General features: G+C 41.1%; 12 protein-coding genes. 11 read left to right on the top strand and 1 reads right to left on the bottom strand.

Going from position 1 to position 16,573, the window contains the following annotated elements; translation table 11 throughout:
- Positions 1-696: 696 nt before the first annotated feature.
- From ASJ81_RS01520 to ASJ81_RS01495, 6 genes are all read left to right on the top strand, one after another.
- Positions 697-1,761, top strand: coding sequence for a 60S ribosomal export protein NMD3 (locus tag ASJ81_RS01520; protein WP_095642932.1), 1,065 nt, complete (start codon positions 697-699; stop codon positions 1,759-1,761).
- Positions 1,758-2,984, top strand: coding sequence for an ATP-grasp domain-containing protein (locus tag ASJ81_RS01515; RefSeq protein ID WP_245859693.1), 1,227 nt, complete (start codon positions 1,758-1,760; stop codon positions 2,982-2,984). The genes ASJ81_RS01520 and ASJ81_RS01515 overlap by 4 nt, the downstream gene beginning before the upstream one ends.
- A gap of 137 nt (positions 2,985-3,121) precedes the next feature.
- The gene (locus ASJ81_RS01510; RefSeq protein WP_095642931.1) at positions 3,122-3,616 is read left to right on the top strand and encodes a transcription factor; all 495 of its coding nucleotides are present in this window, start codon (positions 3,122-3,124) and stop codon (positions 3,614-3,616) included.
- A 10-nt stretch (positions 3,617-3,626) separates the two neighbouring features.
- Complete coding sequence (locus ASJ81_RS01505) at positions 3,627-4,139, top strand: HD domain-containing protein (RefSeq protein WP_095642930.1); 513 nt, start codon at positions 3,627-3,629, stop codon at positions 4,137-4,139.
- Between the two features lie 256 nt (positions 4,140-4,395).
- Positions 4,396-5,031, top strand: a complete 636-nt coding sequence (psmB, locus tag ASJ81_RS01500) for an archaeal proteasome endopeptidase complex subunit beta (protein WP_095642929.1) — start codon at positions 4,396-4,398, stop codon at positions 5,029-5,031.
- Positions 5,032-5,140: 109 nt separating this feature from the next.
- The gene (locus ASJ81_RS01495; protein WP_095642928.1) at positions 5,141-7,054 is read left to right on the top strand and encodes a beta-CASP ribonuclease aCPSF1; all 1,914 of its coding nucleotides are present in this window, start codon (positions 5,141-5,143) and stop codon (positions 7,052-7,054) included.
- Between the two features lie 46 nt (positions 7,055-7,100).
- Here the strand turns inward: ASJ81_RS01495 and ASJ81_RS01490 are convergent, their stop codons facing one another.
- Positions 7,101-7,763 carry an HAD family hydrolase gene (locus tag ASJ81_RS01490; RefSeq protein WP_095642927.1) on the bottom strand — a complete coding sequence of 221 codons (663 nt, stop codon included), beginning with the start codon at positions 7,761-7,763 and terminating at the stop codon, positions 7,101-7,103.
- Between the two features lie 923 nt (positions 7,764-8,686).
- Here ASJ81_RS01490 and ftsZ point away from each other — a divergent pair.
- The 5 genes from ftsZ to ASJ81_RS01465 all read left to right on the top strand — a co-directional run bounded on the left by ftsZ (position 8,687) and on the right by ASJ81_RS01465 (position 16,190).
- Entirely contained in the window at positions 8,687-9,865 is a 1,179-nt protein-coding gene (ftsZ, locus tag ASJ81_RS01485; RefSeq protein ID WP_095642926.1) for a cell division protein FtsZ, read from the top strand.
- A gap of 125 nt (positions 9,866-9,990) precedes the next feature.
- On the top strand, positions 9,991-11,472 hold the full coding sequence (locus ASJ81_RS01480) for a dihydropteroate synthase-like protein (protein WP_095642925.1): 1,482 nt from the start codon (positions 9,991-9,993) through the stop codon (positions 11,470-11,472).
- Positions 11,473-11,507: 35 nt separating this feature from the next.
- Positions 11,508-11,966, top strand: a complete 459-nt coding sequence (locus ASJ81_RS01475; protein ID WP_048108931.1) for a hypothetical protein — start codon at positions 11,508-11,510, stop codon at positions 11,964-11,966.
- 404 nt (positions 11,967-12,370) lie between these two features.
- Positions 12,371-12,715 (top strand): hypothetical protein, encoded by a 345-nt coding sequence (locus ASJ81_RS01470; protein ID WP_095642924.1) that lies wholly within the window; start codon positions 12,371-12,373, stop codon positions 12,713-12,715.
- 1,033 nt (positions 12,716-13,748) lie between these two features.
- Positions 13,749-16,190, top strand: coding sequence for a sodium-translocating pyrophosphatase (locus ASJ81_RS01465; RefSeq protein WP_095642923.1), 2,442 nt, complete (start codon positions 13,749-13,751; stop codon positions 16,188-16,190).
- Positions 16,191-16,573 lie beyond the last annotated feature (383 nt).

Here is a 16,573-nt window from a genome sequence, read left to right as displayed (position 1 = left end):
GGATTCGGGAAGGCTCCCTGGCTTTATGGAAAAGAACTGGCCTCCGAAGAAATAAGTCCGAATGCGAATTAAAAACATAAGTTCGTGTCATTTTGACACGGAACTTTCTTTTTTAAGTTGAGCTTCCAGTCTTTTTCTACAGAGTTCTTTAAATAATCGTTTACCTCTGGCTCTTGAGGATGAGAGTAATCCACAAAACATATATATGATCTATACACTTTATATATATGTAATTAAACTATATATTTTATGTTCATTTAATATAAATTCGTTTAAAACAAGCTCATTTAATAATTATTTAAAACAAATTCTTAAGTCTTAAAACGAATTCTTAAATCAAAACTTGTTAAAACTGTTCATTTAATAAATAGCATGTATTTTCTGCTGGTTTTATATTCTAGAAGTTGGGGATAATAAAAATGAAAGAGAATTTGCAATCCAGCTATTTTTAAATAGCATGAGCAGATTTAACAGGTCAATTGCTTAAGTTTAGGTCAATTGCTTAAGTTTAGGTCAATTGCTTAAGTTTAGGTCAATTGCTTAACTTATATTGTAGATTTCCCTTCCTGAGAATTTCAAAAATCATTCTTCAAGGAAGGTTATTGTTCAGGAAGATTGTTACATTCCAAGACTATTATTACTATTTCAAAAAGACGACTATTGCTATTCCAAGAAGATTATAAGTAAGGATTAAAGATGAATTTTATCACATGCCCTAGATGCGGCAAAGAATGCTACAGGCTTTTTGATTCAGTTTGCAAGGACTGCTTTTTTGAGACCTTCAAATTGATTGAATTGCCCCATGTACTCCATGTAAGGATATGTTCAGCTTGCGGAGCATACTTCCATAGAAGCCGGTGGGAAGATATTGGTAACATTGAAGATGTGATGCTAAAGGCCGTAGAAGATGCCCTTTTTATCCACAACGAAGCCGGAGACGTGGAAGTTTATCTTGAACCCAGAGAGATTACGCCTTATATATATCGTGTGAGAGCCGAAGTCGATGCGGTTGTAAGGAAAGAGTCGGTGCATGCAGAAGCTGAGACTGAGGTCAGGATTCAGCGGACAGCTTGCGATATGTGCAGCAGAGAGTCTGGAGGGTACTTTGAAGCGATTATCCAGATCAGGGCAGCAGGCAGGTTTCCTACCGAAGAAGAGAAAAAACGCTGTATGGTCATCGCCAGGGAATCTATGGACAGCATGAGAAAGAAAGGTGACCGGCTTGCGTTTATAAGTGAGGTAGTGGAGCAAAAGGAAGGGATAGACCTTTACATGGGTTCTATGAATGCCAGCAGGCAGGTCTGCCGTTTAATCACTTCCGAGCTTGGAGGCAACTTTTCCGAATCCCCTACCCTTGTGGGAATGAAAGATGGTAAAAATATTTATAGAGTTACTTTCTCTGTGCGTCTTCCAGAATTCAGGCCTGGGGATGTGATAAGGTTTAGAGGAAAGATTATTCATATCAAAAGCTCAGGAAAAAAAGTTAACGGAACCTCCCTTGAGGACGGCTCAAGATTTATCTCAACTCCTGAAGAATTAAAAGGAGCAGAGAAAATAGGCAATATGGGGAATGCGGTTTTAACAGTGCTGGTCTCAATTGAAGACAACGCAATTCTGGTGCTTGACCCTGAAACTTATGAGACGGTAGCCATAAAGAAACCTATGTCGTTCAATGCAGAATCAGGAAGTGAAATTCCTGTTCTGAAGACCCCATATGGAATCTTTGCGCTGTCGCACTCCGAGATCCCGCAGGCGAAATGAATGGTCCGGAAAGAGGAAACATGCAGAATATCCTTATAATCGGATTTGACACCCGAAACATTGTCTGCTCTGCAAGCCGGGCTGGCTATACGGTCTGTTCTATAGACGCTTTCTGTGATTTTGACCTGCGGGAATGCGCCTATGCATCGGTGTTTCTTGAGTGTAGAACCATACAGGAACTGCACCAGCTTAAGACTTCCAGGATAAAGGCTCAGATGGCTGAGTTTGGGCTTGAATTTGATGCACTTGTCCCGGGTTCGGGACTTGAAATGCTTAACCATAAAGATTTTTCTTGCCCTGTACTTGCCAGCAGTCCGGATGCAATGCAGAAGGCCTCAGACAAACTTTATCTCTCAAAAAAGCTTGAAGCTCTTGGAATCCCTCATCCACGCTGCTATTCTCCGGAAGAACTGGATGCAGTGGAATACCCTGTTATGATTAAACCAATTTCAGGTGGAGGAGGAGTCTTCAACCGAATCGCCAGGAGTAAACAGGAGCTTTTAGCTATCCTTGAGGAATTACACGGGCTGAACCCAGAGCTTAAGGAAGAAACTGTTGTTATTCAGGAGTTTCTGGAAGGAATACCTTCAAGTGTTTCCTTGCTTTCTACAAAGAACGAAGCTCTGTCAGTAGCTGTTAATGAACAGCTTATAGGAATACCCTGGCTTTCACGGCTGCCCTTTGTTTATTGCGGAAACATAACTCCTTTCAGGAATGAACAGGCTGATGAAATGGAAGCTCTTGCTGAAGAACTTATGCTTGAGTTCAGGCTTCTGGGTTCAAACGGAGTGGATTTTCTGGCTTCAAAAAAAGGCCCTGTAGTACTTGAAATAAACCCAAGGTTCCAGGGAAGTCTTGACACTGTCGAGATGGCGATGAACATCAACCTTTTTGAAGCTCATGCTGGCTGCTTTAGAGGAGAACTCCCTGAGAAACCCAAAGCCAAAGGTTTTGCTGCGCGAGGGGTAATCTACTCGGATCGAGAACTTTTTATAGATCAAAAACTCATGGAGCTCATTCTGAGGGAAAAAGGCGCTGACGTCCCCTCCCAGGGAACTGTTGTAGAGCCTGATGGGCCTCTTACTTCCCTTTTTGCGCGTACCTCTACCAGGGAAGAGGCAGTTCTATCGCTTGAAAAAGGGGCAAACAGGATAAGGGCTTTTATTGAAAACCATACAAAAATTGAAGGTACCTTAGGTTTGCCTAGAGTATACAAAAATTGAAGGTTAAGAAAGTTCAATTTTTCTGGTAAGAAATATTTCTGGTAAGAAATATTTCCATGAAATGTTTCCAAAAAAGGGGAATGTAAATTTTAATACTGGTATGTCCAATTCATACTGGCATTTGCGAGGTGAACATATTGGTCGATATACATGACAAGGTAATTAGAGGATACCTCCTTAGCCTTGTAGGGGAAGAAGGGCTACAAATGATTGAAAGAATGCCTGAAGGCGAGGTTACGGATGAAGAAATTGCGGCAAAGACCGAGGTTCTGTTGAATACCGTGAGGAGAACTCTCTTCATATTAAACGAAAACAAATTTGCAATATGTCGTAGGGAAAGAGATTCTAACAGTGGGTGGTTAACATACCTCTGGCGCCTGGATTTTTCTAACATAGAGCACCAGCTTATGAAGGAGAAGAAAAAACTGCTCCGCAACCTGAAGACTCGCCTTGAGTTCGAAGAAAACAATGTTTTCTATATGTGCCCTCAGGGTTGTGTTCGCCTTCTTTTTGACGAAGCTACGGAAACCGAGTTTCTCTGCCCCATGTGTGGAGAAGACCTGGTTTTTTACGATAACTCCCATTTTATTGATGTCCTGAAAAAGCGTGTAGATGCTCTCAGTTCAGTATAAGTGATCTGCCTTGACTACCCGAGTCGAAGCAATAAAGTTGCTTGAGGAAACCGGATGCGCTTCAAATGTGATAGAACACTGTAAGGAAGTCGCATCACTGGCAGTTGAGATTGCAAATAAAGCAAAAGCATCAGGGCATAATGTAAACCTGGAACTGGTGGAAGTTGGAGCTCTTCTTCACGATTTAGGGAGGTGTAAAACTCATAAAATCGCTCATGCGATAGAAGGGTATAGGCTAGCCACGGTCAAGGGAATCGATCCTGAGATTTCCGAAATAATAAAAAGACATATTGGAGCAGGAATTTCTAAAGAAGAGGCAAGGGGTTTAGGGCTTCCGGCGGATGATTATTTCCCACGAAGCCTTGAGGAAAAAATAGTTGCCCATGCCGATAATCTTGTTAAGGGAACGAGCAGGATTACTATAGCTGAGAGAACTGAGCTCATGCGTAAGCATGAAGTACCTGAAAATGTGATTAAGAGAGTAAACAAACTTGCTGAGGAGGTCGAGAGACTTTTTCTTTAAATTTTTATTTTTCGGGATATCAGGATTTTTGAATCTCCTGTAAACGAAAAGAGATAAAATTGTTTTGCCAAATCTTCTTTCGAATTTAAATTTAGACGCGTTCAATAAAAAAGAGAAGGAAAACTTATATATAGCGATATTAATAATGAGATAATGAAGTGCTAAATCCTGCTATTTAAGTTAAAAATACTTACCTCACTAAAACATTTTTTTTAGCGACATTTTCTCATTTTTAACTTATCATGAGGGTATGTTTATGGATAATGACAAATATCTAAAGGGCACAACTACCGTAGGAGTAGTTTGTACCGATGGTATCGTGCTCGCAAGTGAACAGAGAGCCACAATGGGGAATTTCATCGCAAGTAAAACTGCAAAGAAGGTTTATCAGATCGACGACCTTGTAGCAATGACCACTGCCGGTTCGGTAGGGGATGCCCAGCAGCTTGTGCGGCTCGTAAATGTGGAATCACAGCTCTACAAGATGCGCAGAAATGAGTCGATGACAATAAAAGGTATTGCAACTTTAATGTCAAACTTCTTAAATGCCAATCGTTACTATCCCATGATGGTTCAGCTTCTTATAGGAGGAGTTGATAAAAACGGGCCTGGAATCTACTCACTTGACGCTCTTGGAGGAAGCATTGAAGAGACAAGGATCTCAGCTACGGGTTCCGGTTCTCCCATGGCATACGGAGTACTTGAAGATCAGTACAGGGAAGACATGACTGTAAAAGAAGGCCTTGACCTTGCTATCCGGGCAATCCACAATGCGACTAAAAGGGATTCAGCATCCGGAGAAAACATTGATGTAGTGGTGATTACTAAGGAGGCGTTCAGAAGACTGGACCCTGAAGAAATAAAATCCATAAGAACTTCATTATCTAAATAACTTAAACTGTTGGTTTTTTATTTTAACACTAAACTAACATCTTTTTCAATCTATTATTTTTTCCAATATCATATACTTTTTCATTTTTTGACAAAAAGGAAGATTCTTGATGCCTATTGAAGATGTGCTATTAGACCTCAAACACAAAATTGAGAAAAATCTACCCGCGGGAGTTACAATTACCGACGTGGAATTTGAAGGGCCTCAGCTTGTGCTATATACCGAAGAGCCCCGAAAATTTGCAGACGATGGGAACATTATTCGCAACCTCGCAAAAGAACTCAGAACACGGATTGCCATGCGCCCTGATCCCAGGGTGCTTGCAACTCCTGAAGACTCTATTTCTATAATCGAAGAAGTTGTTCCAAAAGAATCCGTAATCTCAAGCTATTATTTTGATCCAGATTCCGGAGAAGTAATTATTGAAGCTGAAAAGCCTGGTCTTGTGATAGGAAAGCATGGAGCTACCCTTCGTGAAATCACAAAGCAGATTGGCTGGATTCCAAAGGTTGTGAGGACTCCCCCTATCAAATCCCGTACGGTTAAGAATGTTAGGGAATTTATGAGAACCAACCTTAAGGAAAGAAAAGAGATCCTTAAATCGGTGGGGAGGAAGATTCACAAGGAGTGTACCTCTAAAGACCAGTGGGTAAGGGTTACATCTCTTGGGGGATGTAAAGAAGTGGGACGAAGTTGTTTCCTGCTCTCGACTCCTGAGTCCAGAATTCTTATTGACTGCGGAGTCAATGTTGGGTCGGACGAAAACATGACTCCTTACCTGTATGTTCCTGAAGTTTTTCCCTTAAATCAGATCGATGCCGTGATAGTTACTCACGCCCACCTGGACCATCAGGGGCTTGTTCCTTTGCTTTTCAAATACGGGTATGAAGGGCCTGTCTACTGTACGCCTCCAACGCGGGACTTGATGGTGCTGCTCCAGCTGGACTACATCGATGTGGCAGCAAAAGAAGGGAAGAAGATTCCCTACGAGTCAGGCATGGTAGCAAAAACTCTCAAGCACACAATTCCTCTGGACTACGAGGAAGTAACGGATATTGCCCCTGATATCAAATTGACTTTCCATAATGCAGGGCATATTCTGGGATCGGCTATTTCTCACTTCCATATTGGAGACGGCCTCCATAACGTCGTCTTTACGGGAGACTACAAATATGAGAAGACACGGCTTTTTGATCCTGCTGTCAATAAGTTCCCAAGAGTTGAAACTGTTATAAGTGAAGCTACTTATGGGAATTCTAATGCTTTCCAGCCCTCACTTAAGGACGCCGAGAGACACCTGCAGATGGTAGTTAAGAACACTGTAGAAAGGGGAGGAATTTGCATCATCCCGGCTTTTGCAGTAGGTCGAAGCCAGGAAGTTATGATAGTGCTTGAAGAGTCTATAAGAAAAGGGTTGATTCCTGAAGTTCCGGTCTATCTGGATGGAATGATCTGGGAAGCAACGGCAATTCATGCTACACATCCCGAATACTTGAACAACGATCTGAGAAAACTTATCTTCCAGAAAGGCCAGAACCCCTTCCTGTCCGAATGCTTCAAGCCTGTTGATTCTCACGACATGCGCCAGAAGATAATTCAGAGCCCGCATCCTTGTGTTATTCTCGCGACCTCGGGCATGATGAACGGAGGGCCGGTTATGGAATATTTCAAAGCCTTTGCTGATGACCCACGCAATTCTCTGGTGTTTGTAGGGTACCAGGCCGATGGAACAATCGGGCGTAGAATCCAGAAAGGATGGAAAGAAATTCCTATGGCAGGAAAGGGCGGAAGCACTGAGATCCTCAAGTTAAACATGGAAGTCCAGGTAGTTGATGGTTTCTCAGGCCACTCCGATAGGAGGCAGCTTATGGATTACATCAAGAGAATGCAGCCTCGCCCGGAAAGGGTATTTACCGAGCATGGGGATGAAAAGGCCTGTGTTGACCTGGCAAGTTCGGTTTACAAGAAACTGAAGATTGAGACGCGGGCACTTACAAACCTTGAAACCGTAAGGTTACTGTGACCCCATTCGGGGTCCAGTTCTTTTTTGAAGAAATTACTAAACTTTTTCATATCTTGAACCCGTGATCTGGTTCAATACTTAGAAGATGTTGTATTAACTGTCTGTGATCTCCTACCACAAGGTCTGCTCTGTCAAGCTGTGAAGGCTCCAGATATGTGGGAACTCCTATACAGTAAATTTCGGCTTTTTTTGCAGCTTCTACACCCAGAATGGCATTTTCTATTACAATACATTCTTCAGGCTGCACATTCAGGAGTTCGACAGCTTTAATAAAAGGATCGGGATGGGGCTTTGGGTTCTTAATATCGTCTCCTGTAACTACAATATCAAATATACCAGGGAAAAGCTGGTCAATAATCTCGTGAACAATAAGATGGTCAGAGCCCGAGACTACTGAGAGCAGGAAACGCCCTTTAAGAACTTCAAGGCACTCTTTCATTCCATCGAAAGCTTTCAGCTCAAAGATCCGTTTGAATTCTTTCCTGTAGATTGAGGTGATTGTTTCGAAATCATATGCTTCTGGTTCTTTTCTGGCTTTTTGAATAAGCAAGGGAAGTCCGTTTTTGGGATTTGAGCCTTCAATTGCATAAACATCCTTGTCCTGGATTTCCATGCCCATATCAAGGAAAGCTTTTTTCCAGGCCGCTGCATGGAAGGGCATAGAGTCCACGAGAACGCCATCCATATCGAAAATTAATGCCTTTAACACGGTTTTGACTCCAAAATTACAAGCTTGGTGATTAGGAAATTAAAATTTCTGGGTTAAGTTAGCTGAGATTCCTGAGGATTAAGGTGAAAATGGCTTTGAAGCCTTAAAATTTTCCCTGAAATTCCGAATAGAGTTATAGTTTAACTGAATTATAGTTTACTAAAATTATAATTTAATAGATTTATATTTTTAACGTACTTCCCAAAATATACACTAAATAAATTGATTCAAAGTTTTCTATACAAATAAAGTTTAGGAGAAAACCTGGTGACTATAAATATAGAAATATTTATATTATTTTAAAAAGCATTAATTGAAAAATCAAGCAAGAGCTCCCAAATTCTGGAACAATACCGAAACAGTTTTTAAGAGGTAATTCTAGTTAAAAGTAATAATATAAACAGTCCAATTTAATTGCAACAATCTAGTAGAATGTTTTATCAAAAACCAATGGCAGGATAGTAGTGTTAGTCCCTGAAATCAAGCATGGCATAAAAGAATAAGAAAAGAAGAAGAAAAGAAGATGTGAAAATTGCCCTGACTTGGATAATCAGGAGAATTTTGCTGTGGGACAATAAAACTTTCTATAATAAGTCATATTACTATATATAAACATTTTGGCAGTCCCTCACCCTTCATCTTTGAGAATTTAATGCTAAAGGTAGTAAAAGAGTGAGTATATGAGAGTTATGGGTGACATATTTAAACTTGATAAACAATTTAAGAATACCATTTAAATAAGTCCGAAATGTTTAAGTTCGGCAGAGTGCCAACTTATTAAAGATGACGGATGAAAAACTTTAATAGACTTTGAAAGTTATCGCATAACTCTACTCAGAGTATTGAAAGATATGTGACCCCCGATGTAACGGGTGGGGAGTCAAATGTAAGAATCAGACACAAATCCAGTCGAGGGGATAGAAGTGCAGTCATTTGTACAGGAAGCAATGAAATTCAGTGAAAAAGAGAAAGAATATCGGAAGAATTCTTCCTCTGATAATGATTTTGAAGATTTCGGACAGCCCCGAATCATGATTATTGGATGTGGCGGTGCCGGAAACAACACTGTAAACCGTCTATATAACATGGGAATCGAAGGTGCAGAAACGGTCTGTATTAATACCGACAAGCAGCATCTTGACAATGTAAGAGCTGACAAGAAGATCCTTGTGGGAAAAACTCTCACTCGGGGATTGGGAGCAGGCGGTTACCCCGAGACAGGAAAGAAAGCTGCAGAACTTGCAAGGGGCACACTTGAAGAAGTGTTAAAGGATGTTGACCTGGTTTTCATCACTGCAGGATTAGGTGGAGGTACCGGTACGGGAGTTGCCCCTGTAGTTGCCGAAGTAGAAAAAGAGCAGGGAGCAATTGTTGTAGGAATGGTTTCAAGTCCCTTTAGAGTTGAAAGAGCCAGGATTTTCAAAGCCGAAGAAGGTCTTGAAGATCTGCGCAGGGCAGCCGATACCGTAATTGTCCTTGATAATAACAGGCTGCTTAATTATGTGCCAAATCTTCCTATAGATCAGGCTTTTTCCGTAATGGACCAGCTAATTGCCGAGACCGTAAAGGGAATTACAGAGACCATCACAGTGCCCTCCCTGATAAACCTTGACTATGCCGATATCAGGACTATCATGAGTTGTGGCGGGGTTGCAGTTATGCTTGTAGGCGAATCAAAAAATCAGGATAAGAGCACTGAAGTGGTGCGTACTGCTCTAAATCACCCTCTGCTTGACGTTGATTACAAGGGAGCAACCGGAAGTCTTGTCCATGTAACCGGTGGGCCTGACCTGAGCCTTAAGGAAGCCGAAGAGATAGCATCAATGCTTACCTATGAACTTTCTCCAAGTGCAAATGTCATCTGGGGTGCAAGGATCAGGGAAGACTATGAAGGTAAGGTCAGGGTAATGGCCATAATGACAGGTGTGCAGTCTGCCCAGATCCTGGGCCCTCAGGCAGAAGCCGGAATTCTTGAATCCAGAACCGATGCTGACTCCATAAAGGAAAGAAGGTTCGGAAGAGTAACGGCAGACAGATTAAGGACTTCTTCAGGGTCCCTTAGAAAGAAACATGACGATTCAATCATTGATTTTATAAATTAAATCAGGCCCAGGTAAAAGTCCTGATTCTTAAAATTAAAAAATTAGGGCTTTTCACTTTTTACACTTTTTATACCGATGAGTTTTAAACAGATACTCTTTTTTATTAGTGCTTCTATCTAAAAAACATGGAAATTTTGATTGCAACAGGGCGGCTTGCGGAAAGTACCGTCAGGAAAGCAATCGGGGAAAAAGCCGATGTCCTCGTAGCCAATATTGATATTGCTGCCTTCATCACTCCTAAAAAACTAATTAAAATATTTCAGGAAGCTAAGCTTCCGAAAGTGTATGACCTTATTCTGCTTCCAGGGCTTGTAGCAGGAGATTTTTCAAAAGCTTCCGACGTGTTGGGGTGTAAAATCCGGCTTGGACCAAAGCACGCTTATGATCTTGGCTTTGTGCTCTCCTTTATCGGAAAAGTTGAATTTTCCGACAAAATCCCTGCATGTGAACTCCTTGCTGACGTTCGAAAAGAGATAGCTCTTGAGTTAATAAAGAAACACGAAGAAGAAGCTTCCTCTCCTTTTACGCTCAGAGGTGTAAAACTCGGAGGAAAGGCTCGCATGAAGGTTATGGGAGAAATTGTGGGGGCTTTGGAAATGGACCCTCCTGCACTCCAGGCAAAAATCGAAGCTTTCATCGCTCGGGGAGCAGATGTAATCGATCTTGGAGCTACCCTTAATACCCTTCCGGAGCAGGCTAAAAGAGCTGTATCCTTTGCAAAGACTATTACGGATACTCCGGTAAGCATAGATACCCTTGACTCCGAACTGATTAGAGAAGGAGTAAAAGCAGGAGCAGACCTTGTCCTGAGTCTCAACAGTACGAATCTTGAGACCGCAGGTCCGATCATTGCCAGGGCAGGAATTGCAGCCGTTATAATTCCTGATGAGGAAAGAAGTCTGGAAAGCCTTATAAGAAATGTCGAAGTTGCCCGCAGGCTTGGAATTGAGAAAATTATAGCCGATCCTGTGCTTGATCCGGTGGGTCATAATATAACCGAATCCATTGTACGTTTTCATGAGTTTCACAGAATGTACCCTGAAATTCCATTGTTCTTAGGTGTTGGCAATGTCACTGAGCTTATGGATGTGGATACTATAGGAGTTAATGCCGTACTTTGTGGAATAGGTGTAGAGGTCGGAGCAAGCATACTTTTCACCCCCGAGTTCAGTGACAAGGCACAGGGTTCGATTGCGGAGCTGAAAAGGGCTTCTGAGATGATGATGCTTTCCGATATAAGAGAAAGTTCACCAAAAGACCTCGGGCTTGATCTCCTCTGCATTAAAGAAAAGCGCAGGAGACCGGAGTCTCCACTTCCGGAAAATGCTATTCAAGCCAGGTCTTCAAAAGGTTGGCGTATAGATCCTGCAGGTCCTATCCGCATCCTTACAGTAGCTGACAGAATAAGTGGAAAAGGCGGGTTTATTGTAGCTGAACACGAGAATACCTCAGTTGTGGGAAAAAACGCCAGAGAGGTTATGGATACACTGCTTGAACTGAAATTGGTCTCTCGTCTGGATCATGCCGCATATTTGGGAAGGGAACTGGAAAAAGCAGAACTTTCCTTGCAGTTTAACCGAAGTTATGCTCAGGACGATGCGTTCTGAGTGTAAAAGCACAGACAAAACAAAGAAGTGAAAGAATGAGACTCGAAGATGAAGATAAACAGGCAATTTTTGAAATAGTGGCAGCCCGTTATTTTACAACACAGAGCTGGAAATGGGTAAATTTGAGGAAAGATATTAACAAAATCCTCAAAGCTTTTGATGAGCTGAATGAACAGTATGCTTCCTACTCTTACGTAAGCAGGGACTGGTACGTGGAAAACATGGGATCTAAGTACATTCACATGTGCAGTACCTGGGAAGAACTTAAAAATTTTGTTACGTTCTTGAATACACATGGAAGTGCTTTTAATTTCCTTGTAAATACAGGAAACCGGAAATCTTTCTGCATTGTAAGCGATACAAGGGATTTGAGTGAAGTTCAGGCAAATGCAATTAAAGAAGTTCAGAAACTCGGGTACAATACTTTTATATTCCTGGCTACAGTCCCGGATGAGATTGAGTTCCAGCTACTGCAGGTAAGGGGAGTTAACTGACCTCTCCTGACCTGTTTAACTTTTGCCTGTCTATTTTGTAGTTTGACCGAAAAAATATGGATAGTAATTTTTTCCTTTTAACTTTTGTAATTTTTCTTTCAACTTTTTATTCTTCCGATTTTTTAATTTTCAAAGTCTAAAACTCGCTTAATTATTCCTAATACTATGTTTGAAGAAGCAAGGTTGAGTTTCGGAACTAATTTTAAAAGTTACATTTTTCTTTTTTAACAATATTGTTGAAAAAGGACATAGTACAACGGCTTTCTTTAATCATATTAATCAAAAATTATCAAAAAGTAATATAAACTACAAATATTGGAAAATTATAAATACTATTACATGGTACAACGGTTACCGGTTTCCTAATTTTCAAAATAGAGATAAATAAGAACCAAGGTAAAAAAATGAAACAGACCGCAATCTATAGAAAAGGTAAAATCGGAATATCCACTACCACTCAAAATCTTACTGCAGCCCTTTCGACCGTGGATAATAAAATTTTGCTTGTAGGTCGCGACCAGCAAGCAGATTCCATCAGAATGCTGCTTGGTGATCTGAACCTGAAGACTGTACCTTATACATTGAGAAATGAAGGAGGTGAAGGAGTTCACCTTGAGACTGCCTTGTATCCGGGCTTTGGCGACATAAAGTATATGGAATCTGAAGGGACTGAACCAGGTGCAGGGTATGCAGGACGAGGAATTACTACTTCAACCGGGCTGCTCGAAAACGATCAATCAAATGACTGATAAAAAATTTTGTTTTTATGGTTTTGTATAGGAACCCGGAAACTTATTACCTTGCTGAATAGGTATATAAATATTTAAAAAATGCAATTTACAAATAGAACTGCTTTTTTCTATCAGAAGTTTGTCGATATCTTTATATATCTAGTAACTTAACTGACAAAACGTAGATAGGAACTTAAATGAAAAACCGTGAAACGATCCCGTTAAACTGTAGAATACCGAGGGCTTATCTCCCAGCAAACTCCTATTACCGCAGTTCCATTTCTTTAAATTGTCTAACTAACATGTTATATATTTGTATCTTGTTTGGATCTCAGATTGGAAATATACAATCAGGAAAATTTCTAAATTATTATAATAATTTAAAAGTCCTCGCTCAGACAAAGGTAAAAATACTTATATATAAGCAACTGATTACGCTTTTGTCAAAATCAGGCTTTAATAATTCAAATTCAGTTTACTTCACAATTTATTATCAAAAAATTGCGAGCCGGATTAAATGATAGATTCAGGACTCATGAACGTTTATAAGTTAGTTTTAGAGCTGACTTTGCTATCATGAGTACCTATCACTACTATAATTCCTTTGATGTGCATTACAATTCCTTTAATGTGCATACTCATACTCTTTGCGACAAAGAGTACGTCGTGAATTACCTTGTACACCTTTCCCTTTGGGTAATTCCATTATGAGGCGCATCAGTAATAATGCAGATCAAATAATAGACTTAAGACTTATTTTTGAAGGCCTTGTCGTGAGTTGCATTGTAGTAGTGCAGATATGCACTCTGACTCATAATACAAGAATCAAAAAAAGCCTGAAATTTCAGTCTAAGTTATCTACTAGAATAGAAATAACACTTTGGATTTTAAGGTATACTGGAGAAGGGCAGATATAGGTGCAACGCATTTAAAAGACCCTAAATTCCCACAAAGTTCACAAAACCGTAAAGATAATCGCTTACACTTTCGTTGAAATTAACCTTTAACCAATTTATTTGTCAAAAATGTGATGAGAGAAGTGATCGGCTAAATGGAGATTATAACCAAAAATAAGGTGGTCAAGGCAACACTAGACAGCCTTTTTTGCCTGGCCTTAATGTCGCTAACACCGGCAATAGCAGCTGCCAGTGAGGCGACTCTTAAAATTCCGAATTTAAGCCAGGAGCAAAACAATTTGCTGCTCTGGGGTATCGTAGTCTGTGTATTAGGTATGCTTTTTGGTCTTTACCAGTTTATGAAGGTGAAAAAAATCAGGGCCCATCAATCCATGCTGGACGTGGCCGACATAATTTACGAGACCTGTAAAACCTATCTTATCCAGCAGGGTAAACTGCTGTGTATATTATTTGTTTTTATCGGCCTGTGTATAGCCTTTTACTTCGGCTTCCTTCAGAAAATGCCTCTGAGCGGAGTATTGCTCATCCTGGCCTGGACCATTTTAGGGATACTGGGTTCTTACACTGTTGCCTGGTACGGAATTCGTATGAATACCCTGGCTAACAGCAGAACCGCATTTGTTTCACTGGAGAAAAAACCCCTGAAACTATTAAATATTGCTCTTGACGCTGGGATGAGCATAGGCGTACTTCTGGTCTGCGTTGAGCTAATAATGATGTTAATTATACTGCTGTTTGTTCCTAGAGAACTGGCCGGATCAAGCTTTATAGGCTTTGCAATCGGAGAATCTCTAGGAGCCAGCGCCTTACGTATTGCAGGCGGGATATTCACCAAGATCGCCGATATTGGCTCCGACCTGATGAAAATAGTTTTTGGGATAAAGGAAGATGATCCGCGTAATCCCGGTGTTATTGCCGACTGCACCGGAGATAATGCGGGTGACAGCGTAGGGCCAACAGCAGACGGATTCGAAACTTATGGTGTAACCGGAGTCGCTCTCGTTTCCTTCATAGTTCTGGCTGTACAGCCTGACCTGACCGGCATCCTGCTTACCTGGATCTTTGTCATGCGTATACTCATGATCATTACCTCCGTAGTCTCTTTCTACATCAACAGGGCACTCAGCCAGGCAAGATTCGGCGGCAAAGATGATTTTGATTTTGAACAGCCTCTTACCAGTCTAATATGGATTACTTCCATTTTTTCTATAATTGGAACCTTTGCCGTAAGCTATTACATCTTGGGACCTAACTCCGGAGTGCCTGCCGAGTTGGAGAATCTCTGGCTGGTACTCTCAGTAATAATAAGCTGCGGTACCCTGGGAGCGGCTTTAATTCCCGAATTTACCAAACTCTTTACCAGTCCGAATTCCAAACACGTAGCTGAAGTTGTCAAAGCTTCCCGAGAAGGTGGCCCGTCTCTTAACATCCTTTCCGGACTGGTTGCAGGTAACTTCAGCTCATTCTGGATCGGTATGGTCTTCTTCTTGCTGATGTTCGCTGCCTATTATGCCAGCGGGTATGGCTTGAGCGAGATAATGATTTATCCCTCCATATTCGCATTCGGCCTGGTAGCTTTCGGGATGCTGGGCATGGGCCCTGTTACCATAGCAGTTGACAGTTATGGGCCGGTAACGGACAACGCCCAATCCATTTACGAGCTGTCACTTATAGAGACCATTCCCAAAGTAAAGGATCAGATCAAGAAAGAATTCAACTTCAAACCCGATTTCGATAAAGCCAAACATTATTTGGAAGCCAACGATGGAGCAGGAAATACTTTTAAGGCTACAGCCAAACCGGTTTTAATAGGTACAGCTGTTGTTGGTGCCACAACGATGATCTTCTCTATGGTTCTTGTTATTAGAGATGTGCTTGGAGTACAACCTGAAGAAATCCTGACCCTGCTCAATCCCTATACAATCTTCGGATTATTAGCAGGCGGCTGTGTAATTTACTGGTTTACCGGGGCATCAATCCAGGCCGTAACTACAGGAGCCTACAGGGCGGTTGAATACATCAAGGAAAACATCCAGCTGGATGAAAACGCCAGCCAGAAGGCATCCACGGAGAAATCAAAAGAAGTGGTAAAGATATGCACCCAGTATGCACAGCAGGGCATGTTCAATATATTTATCGTCATATTTTCCTTTACCCTGGCATTTTCCTGTCTCTCTGCTCCAGTAGCCGGAAATGATTCTGTGGCGCTTTTTGTTTCCTATCTTATTTCCATTGCAGTATTCGGACTGTTCCAGGCCGTGTTCATGGCAAATGCCGGAGGATGCTGGGACAATGCCAAAAAAGTAGTGGAAGTAGATCTGCAGGAAAAAGGCACCGATTTACATGAAGCCACTGTGGTGGGCGATACTGTAGGCGATCCTTTTAAAGATACTTCCTCGGTTGCCCTCAACCCAATCATCAAGTTTACCACGCTATTTGGCCTGTTAGCTATGGAGATCGCTATTTCCGAGTCCTTCCGAAATATCGCTCCCTATGCAGGTGGCGTATTCCTGGTGATTGGTCTGGTCTTTGTCTGGCGTTCATTCTACAAAATGAGAATTCCGATAAAAGAATAATTAAGGATAGCTGCTAACCAGGAATGTGGTAAAGCCTTACAACGTCAAATGTTGTGAGGCTTTTCCTGAATAGTGACCTTTACGAAGCAGCAAATCTTATTTTTAACTTTTTACAGTAAAAACAAATACTATTTTCGAGAGAGTACTTCTATCTTTTTTCTTTTCAGTATAGGAAAAAGGAACTGCGGATTCTGAAAAGTTAATAGCAATTCCTCAATTTATACACGAATCTGGGTTATTTTAAAGAAGTAGTGAACTAAGAAATAGTGAACTAAGAAATAGTGAACTAAGAAATAATGGACTAAGAAGTAACGGACTAAGAAGTAATGGACTAAGAAGTAATGGACTAAGAAGTAATGGACTAAGAAGCTATGGACTAAGAA

The organism is Methanosarcina spelaei, from assembly GCF_002287235.1.
Classification (GTDB): domain Archaea; phylum Halobacteriota; class Methanosarcinia; order Methanosarcinales; family Methanosarcinaceae; genus Methanosarcina; species Methanosarcina spelaei.
The sequence above is the reverse complement of the archived record's forward strand: the minus strand, read 5'-3'. Positions and strand labels throughout refer to the sequence as shown.